The 6,990-nt window shown below is 41.2% G+C and carries 7 protein-coding genes and 1 pseudogene; 6 read left to right on the forward strand and 2 right to left on the reverse strand.

What is annotated here, in order from left to right; translation table 11 throughout:
* A partial coding sequence (locus tag Q0O89_RS10015) for a GTP-binding protein (protein ID WP_293731558.1) occupies positions 1-512 on the reverse strand: 512 nt, incomplete at its 3' end.
* A gap of 147 nt (positions 513-659) precedes the next feature.
* On the opposite strand from Q0O89_RS10015, the gene Q0O89_RS10020 reads away from it, so the two are divergent.
* Together Q0O89_RS10020 and Q0O89_RS10025 are read left to right on the forward strand one after the other, a co-directional pair.
* A complete protein-coding gene (locus tag Q0O89_RS10020) occupies positions 660-1,520 on the forward strand; it encodes a phosphoribosylaminoimidazolesuccinocarboxamide synthase (protein WP_273391043.1) in 861 nt (286 codons plus the stop codon).
* Positions 1,521-1,610: 90 nt separating this feature from the next.
* On the forward strand, positions 1,611-2,417 hold the full coding sequence (locus Q0O89_RS10025; protein ID WP_293731559.1) for an SDR family NAD(P)-dependent oxidoreductase: 807 nt from the start codon (positions 1,611-1,613) through the stop codon (positions 2,415-2,417).
* A gap of 41 nt (positions 2,418-2,458) precedes the next feature.
* Here the strand turns inward: Q0O89_RS10025 and Q0O89_RS10030 are convergent, their stop codons facing one another.
* Positions 2,459-3,367 carry a lysine exporter LysO family protein gene (locus Q0O89_RS10030; protein WP_293731560.1) on the reverse strand — a complete coding sequence of 303 codons (909 nt, stop codon included), beginning with the start codon at positions 3,365-3,367 and terminating at the stop codon, positions 2,459-2,461.
* 139 nt (positions 3,368-3,506) lie between these two features.
* Between Q0O89_RS10030 and Q0O89_RS10035 the strand changes: the two genes are divergently transcribed.
* The 4 genes and pseudogenes from Q0O89_RS10035 to Q0O89_RS10050 all read left to right on the forward strand — a co-directional run bounded on the left by Q0O89_RS10035 (position 3,507) and on the right by Q0O89_RS10050 (position 6,940).
* A complete protein-coding gene (locus Q0O89_RS10035; RefSeq protein ID WP_293731564.1) occupies positions 3,507-5,051 on the forward strand; it encodes a DUF2813 domain-containing protein in 1,545 nt (514 codons plus the stop codon).
* Between the two features lie 71 nt (positions 5,052-5,122).
* The gene (dinB, locus tag Q0O89_RS10040) at positions 5,123-6,193 is read left to right on the forward strand and encodes a DNA polymerase IV (RefSeq protein ID WP_293731561.1); all 1,071 of its coding nucleotides are present in this window, start codon (positions 5,123-5,125) and stop codon (positions 6,191-6,193) included.
* Between the two features lie 79 nt (positions 6,194-6,272).
* A pseudogene (locus tag Q0O89_RS10535) lies at positions 6,273-6,626 on the forward strand (type II toxin-antitoxin system RelE/ParE family toxin).
* Positions 6,623-6,940, forward strand: coding sequence for an XRE family transcriptional regulator (locus tag Q0O89_RS10050; protein WP_293731563.1), 318 nt, complete (start codon positions 6,623-6,625; stop codon positions 6,938-6,940). The pseudogene Q0O89_RS10535 and the gene Q0O89_RS10050 overlap by 4 nt, the downstream one beginning before the upstream one ends.
* Positions 6,941-6,990: the final 50 nt, after the last annotated feature.

A 6,990-nucleotide genomic window follows, 5' to 3' on the forward strand; every position in this document is an offset into this window, starting at 1 on the left:
CCAATCGGCCAAGTAATAGGCGCGCAATGAATATTTAACACGCTTTCAACTTCGTCCAATAATTCCATTGGATCGCGAATATCGCGGTCGAGTTTGTTCATAAAGGTTAAAATTGGCGTGTCGCGCAAACGCGTAACTTCCATTAATTTGATGGTGCGCTCTTCTACCCCTTTTGCCGCATCAATCACCATTAAGCAGCTGTCCACGGCGGTCAATGTGCGATAGGTATCTTCCGAGAAGTCTTCGTGCCCCGGGGTATCCAGTAAATTCACTAAGCAGTCGTTATAAGGGAATTGCATCACAGAGGTGGTAATGGAAATACCACGTTGTTTTTCCATTTCCATCCAGTCAGATTTGGCGTGCGCCGTTGAGCCTTTGCCTTTGACAGAACCGGCGGTTTGAATGGCATTTCCGTATAAAAGCACTTTTTCTGTAATGGTGGTTTTACCCGCATCGGGGTGAGAAATAATCGCAAATGTGCGGCGTTTATCAACTTGTTGTGGATAGGTCATTGTTATTCTTTTTCAGTAGTAAAAATCGGGGCGTATTGTCGGCTATTTTGGCTTGAAGTGCAAGTTAAAACCGTATAGCAAACGTTTGCAAAGTGCGGTATACTTTCGGGCAGTTTTAAAAATACAATATCAACAAGGACAAACACAATGACCGAATTAAGTTTAAAAAAAATCTATTCAGGTAAAGTACGTGATCTCTACGAAATTGACGATAAACGTATGCTCATGGTCGCCACGGATCGCCTTTCCGCTTTTGATGTGATTTTAGACGATCCGATTCCACGTAAAGGGGAAATTTTGACCCAAATTTCTAATTTCTGGTTTAACAAATTAGCCCATATTATGCCGAATCATTTTACCGGCGACAGCGTTTACGATGTGTTGCCAAAAGAAGAAGCGGATTTGGTGAAAGATCGCGCCGTGGTGTGTAAACGTCTGACCCCGGTTAAAATTGAGAGCATTGTGCGCGGTTATTTAACAGGTTCAGGCTTAAAAGACTATAACAAAACAGGCACAATTTGTGGCTTGAAATTACCGGAAGGCTTAGTTGAAGCCAGCAAATTACCGCAACCGATTTTTACCCCATCCAGCAAGGCGGAAGTAGGCGATCACGATATTAATATTTCTTATGAAGAATGTGAGCGTCAAATTGGCGCAGAATTAGCGGCGAAAGTTCGCGATGCCGCCATTGCACTTTATACGGAAGCGGCAAATTTTGCCTTAACCAAAGGCATTATTATTTGCGACACCAAATTTGAATTCGGTTTAGATGAAAACGGTACATTGACGTTAATGGATGAAGTGTTAACCCCTGACTCAAGCCGTTTTTGGTCAGTGGAAACCTATAAAGAAGGCACCAATCCGCCGTCTTTTGACAAACAATTTGTGCGCGATTGGTTAGAAAATAGCGGTTGGAACAAACAAGCCCCAGCGCCGAAAGTGCCGGCGGATGTGATTGAAAAAACCGTAGCGAAATACCAAGAAGCGTTGGATTTGTTGTCCAAATAACCCCAAAGAACTGTAGGGGCGAAATATTTTTCGCCCTGACATTCCACGATATTTTGGGGCAAAAAATGTTTTGCCCCTACAAGGAACATTATGCGATCAGTAGCCATTGTTGGATTAGGTTGGTTTGGTTTACCTTTAGCCCGTGATTTGCGTAATCTGGGTTGGGACGTAAAAGGCAGTAAACGCACGCCTGAAGGGGTGGAAGAAATGCGTTTATGGCGACTTGAAACCTATCAGCTGGAACTCACCCCTGACATCAATGCCGATCCTGACGACCTTTATGCGCTCTTGTCTGTGGACAGCCTTGTGATTAATTTACCGCCTAGCTCACATTTCTTCGATCCTGATGTTTATATGCGAAGTATTGAGAATTTGGTGAATGAAGCCTTATTGTATGGGGTGCAGCATATTATCTTTATCAGCACGACATCCGTTTTTCCCCAAGCACAGGGCGAATTTACGGAATTGAGCGCGGCAGATGAAAACTCTGTTTTCTATCAAATCGAACAAATGCTTTTTCAATTTAAAGATCTTGATGTGGATATTTTGCGCTTTGGCGGGTTAATTGGTGATGATCGTCATCCTGTTCATGCTATGAGTGGAAAAGCCTATGACCAAGGTAATTCCCCTGTCAATTTAGTGCATTTGGAAGACTGTTCACGCGCGGTACAAAGTCTACTTGAAACCCCTAGCGGCCATCGTTTATACCATTTAGTTGCCCCTCAACACCCAACTCGAGCAGAATATTATACCGCTATTGCCCAAAAACTCGCTTTAAATCCACCGCACTTTAATTGCCAACAGGATGATTTACAACGGATTGTTCTGGGCAATAAAATCTGTGATGAATTGGATTTTGTGTATCAATACCCTGATCCTTATTTGATGTGCAAATAGGGATTTGCCTTTTAGCACCCAATTCCGCTGTTTCCTCAACATCACAGCGGAATGGATGAGAAAAAGACCAATAAAATTGGCGGCGCAATATTCGTCACGAAACCAAAACTAATGGCAAGCGGTACGACTTCCATTCCCCCTGAACGTTGAATAATAGGCAATGTGCAATCTAAGGCTGTGGCACCGGCTAACCCAACCGCGGTTGAACGATAATGGAACATAAATAATGGAATCACAAAAAGGCTGACAATTTCACGCATTAAGTCGTTAAAAAAGGCAATGCTTCCAAATATCGGCCCCCAAGCATCATTAATTACGACACTGGACAAAGAATACCAACCTAATCCTGAAGCAATGGCTAATCCTTGGGTCAACGGGAGTTTCAGCGCATAAGCCGCCAATATTCCCCCAACTAATGAGGTTAGGATCATAATGAAGCCGGTATAAATCCCACGCTGATTAAATAACACTTCGCGTAATGAAATACCATTGTTACGTAATTGGATCCCCACAAAGAAAATTAAGGTGACTAAAACATAGGTGCTTGCATGTAACGGTAACGCAAAATAGCCGTAACTAAAAAAGCCAAACACAAAGCCTAATAAGACCATTGAACAAAGTTTTGCACTGTCTAATAAAAGTTTCCAGCGTGGCGGTAAATTGGAACCGAGATGCTTCAAAGGCGCCGGTTTGAGTTTATCGAAAATAATTAATCCAATAATATTGCAGCCCATAATGAGCAAGGCAAAGGTCAACGCGGAAAAGCCGATATTAGGGAGTTTAGTTAAAACATTCTCAATTTGCCCTAGCGACACGCCCATCACAAATAGAATGACATAAAGTAATATCATCACCATTCGATTGATCAGGCTCAGTAATTTTTCCTTGGTTGTTTTGATGAAATAGCCCAACAACATGGGGGCTAAAACAATTAATAATCCTTCAAACATCTTTTTTATCTCTTGAAAATAAAGTGCGGTCTGTTTATGCTTAGGGTCTGTTTATCTTTCAATAAAAAGCTGCGGCGGAGCTTTTTATTGAAAGATAAACAGACCCTATTCTAACTGAAAACGAATGGAACTCAATGAAATGTATTTGCGCCAACTGGAAATTATGGGCTTTCGCGGTATTAATCGACTGTCAATTCACTTACGTCCAAACATGCTCTTAATCGGGGAAAATGCTTGGGGGAAATCCAGTTTATTGGCTGCCTTGAGTTTAATTTTAAATGGTAAAAATACGCTCTATCAGTTTACTGCTGAAGATTTTCACCAATCTCAAGAACCACAAAATATTACGCTACTCTTTACTTTTTCTGAGCGCGATAAGCAAGAAAACGATGCGCCACAAAATGAAGCATTACGGGATGTGTTTGTGCCGCATGATGACGGTTTGGATCGTATTTATTTACGCGTGACAGGTGAAGGACAAGGGGAAAAAATTGAAACCCATTATTCGTTTTTGAATGTTCATGGTGAAACCATTGAACTAAAAAGTGCGGAGAATATTGCGCTGATTTTGGTTAACCGCTACCCGATTTATCGCTTACGAGATGCTCGTCTAAATCAACATTCATTAAAACGTGCGACAACCTTGGCTTCTAAAATAGAAAGTCATAGCTGTCTCGAATTACACGCGGTTGGGGTGTTAGTACAACATTATTTTATGCGTACTCCGTTAGAAGATCCTGTATTGGATTCGACAAATTTATGGAATGACCTCAAATCCTTATGTGCAAAATTAAAGCAAGATGAGCAAGGTCAATTGCAATATCAACTTTTGCATTTTTGGCTATCATTGCTCAACGCGGAACATCCTACGGAAACCGCACAATCCGTTCACCCCATTTTGATTTTTGAAGATCCCGAATCTCGCTTACACCCAAGAATGGTGACAATATTATGGGAACTCACCCAATATTTACCCATTCAACGTATTACCACAACCAATTCTGTCGAACTTTTGTCACAAGCCTCATTACGTGATATCTGTCGCCTTGTTCGCTATACAGATCGTACACGTGCCTATCAGCTTAACCGCCGCGATCTGAGTAAAGAAGATTTACGCCGTTTAACCTTTCATATTCATCATAATCGGAGCCTTGCCTTATTTTCTCGCACTTGGATTTTAGTGGAAGGCGAAACCGAAGTTTGGCTTTTATCTGAAATCGCAGAATTGCTGGGCATTCATTTAGCGATGGAAGGGATTCGTATTGTGGAATTTGCCCAATCCGGTTTGCGCCCTTTAATCAAGTATGCGCAAGCCATGGGGATTGAATGGTATGCGTTAACGGATGGTGATGAAGCCGGGCGAAAATATGCGGATATTGTTAAAATGATGATCAATGAACAAGAAAAACCGGAAGATCGTTTAACTATTTTACCGCGCAGCGATATTGAACATTTCTTTTATGTGGAAGGGTTTGATCAGGTCTTTGTTCGTCTCGCCCATTGGGTTGCACAAAATAATGTTTACCCGATGCATAAAATTATTCAACGAGCCATTCAACGAACATCAAAACCTGATTTAGCTATCGCTATCTCGAATGAAATCGAGCAACGCGGAACACAGTCTATCCCATTATTGTTTAAGCGATTATTTTCTAAAGTGCTAAACCTCTCCAGAACGCAATAAACTATTTATTTATACAGTTATTTGTGATAAAGTGCGGTCAATAAAACAATATTTAAATTGACCGCGCTTTTATGAAAAATACCACTCGTAAGATTATTCATATTGACATGGACTGTTTCTACGCCGCCGTAGAAATGCGTGAAGATCCCACGCTTATTGGGAAACCGGTTGCTGTAGGCGGAACCAGTCGTCAACGTGGTGTGTTAACAACCTGTAATTACGAAGCGCGAAAATTTGGTTGTCGTAGTGCCATGCCAACGGCTCAAGCGGTTAAACTCTGCCCTAGCCTTATTTTGCTTCCGGTAAGAATGGAATTGTACAAATCCGTTTCCGCGCAAATTCACGCAATCTTTCGCCGTTATACGGATATTATTGAGCCACTTTCACTCGATGAAGCTTATTTGGATGTGACGGAATGTCAGCATTGTTCCGGATCTGCCACTTGGATAGCACAGGAAATTCGCCAAGCCATTTTTGATGAATTGCATCTTACGGCATCTGCCGGCATCGCCCCATTAAAATTTCTTGCCAAAATCGCCTCTGATCAAAATAAACCCAATGGGCAATTTGTCATTCGTCCGGATGATGTGAATTCATTTGTGGCAACGCTACCTTTGCATAAAATTCCCGGCGTTGGAAAAGTAACGACCGAACATCTAAGAAAAATGGGGTTGGAAACCTGTTCTGATGTACAAAAGTTGAGTTTGCCTATTCTGGTGAATCAATTTGGCAAAATGGGAAAACGTATTTGGGATTTTAGTCATGGTATAGATGAACGAGAAGTGCAACCTCATAGAGAACGAAAGTCTGTTGGCGTGGAACGTACATTATCTTATAACATTAGCACCCTTGATGAAGCACAAACCATTTTAACCGCACTTTATCCTGAATTAGAACGCCGAACATTGCGTGCGAAACCGGATATTCCTTTATTGCGTTATCGAAAAATGGGCGTGAAGCTCAAATTTGAGGATTTCCATGTCACCACCCTTGAAAAAAGTGCGGTGGTGTTTGAACTTAAAACATTCCGGCAATTATTGGCGGAAATATGGGAAAGATGTCAGGGACGGTCGGTGCGCTTAGTGGGTATTCATGTCATTGTGCCTGAAGCGCGTAAGGAAATTCAGTTAGGGTTGCTGTAAACAAAAGTATGTAAATTCAATATTGAAGACATAACTTTTCCTTGCCAAAAGAAATAATTTGTATAAAATTTTATACATTATGAATACACAAAATAACCGAAAGCCTATCCATTGGGTTGGCTCCACTCTCGATGATATTCGAGAGTTTCCCGATAACATTAAGCGTGAACTGGGTTTCGACTTAGATCTTGTTTAACAAGGTTTATTGCCACGAGATTTTAAAGCAATGCAAAATCTCGGTTCCGGTGTAATGGAAATTCGTGTGAGAGATATATCAGGCGCGTTCCGTTTGGTCTATGTGGCGAAATTTGCTGATGCCATTTATTGCTTGCATAGTTTCCAAAAGAAAACACAGAAAACCTCCCCAAAAGATTTAGAAATTATCAAGGCTCGCTATGTAGCCGTAAAAGCATTACAGGAGCAAGTAAAATGATTGATACTCAAATTCGCCATACCACAGAAGCTAACGGCAATGTTTTTGCTGATTTAGGTTTTGCACCACAAGAAGCACAACAATTAAAATCTGCTAGCGAACAACTTATACAGAATAAATTGGTGTTAATGAATGCGATGAGTGAGTGGATCAAAGAAAACCACTTAAAACAAGCTGAAGCAGCAAGCATTTTAGGTGTTAGCCGTCCACGTATTTCAGACATCGTCAATCATAAAACCGATAAATTTACCCTTGATGCACTTGTTTCTTTTGTGTCCAAAACAGGAAGACGCGTTCAAGTTTCTTTGGTTTAGGGTCTGTTTATCTTTCAATAAAAAGCTGCGTTGTCGCCTAAAAAAGCCAT

The sequence above is a fragment of the uncultured Actinobacillus sp. genome (assembly GCF_945915845.1).
Lineage (GTDB): Bacteria > Pseudomonadota > Gammaproteobacteria > Enterobacterales > Pasteurellaceae > Exercitatus.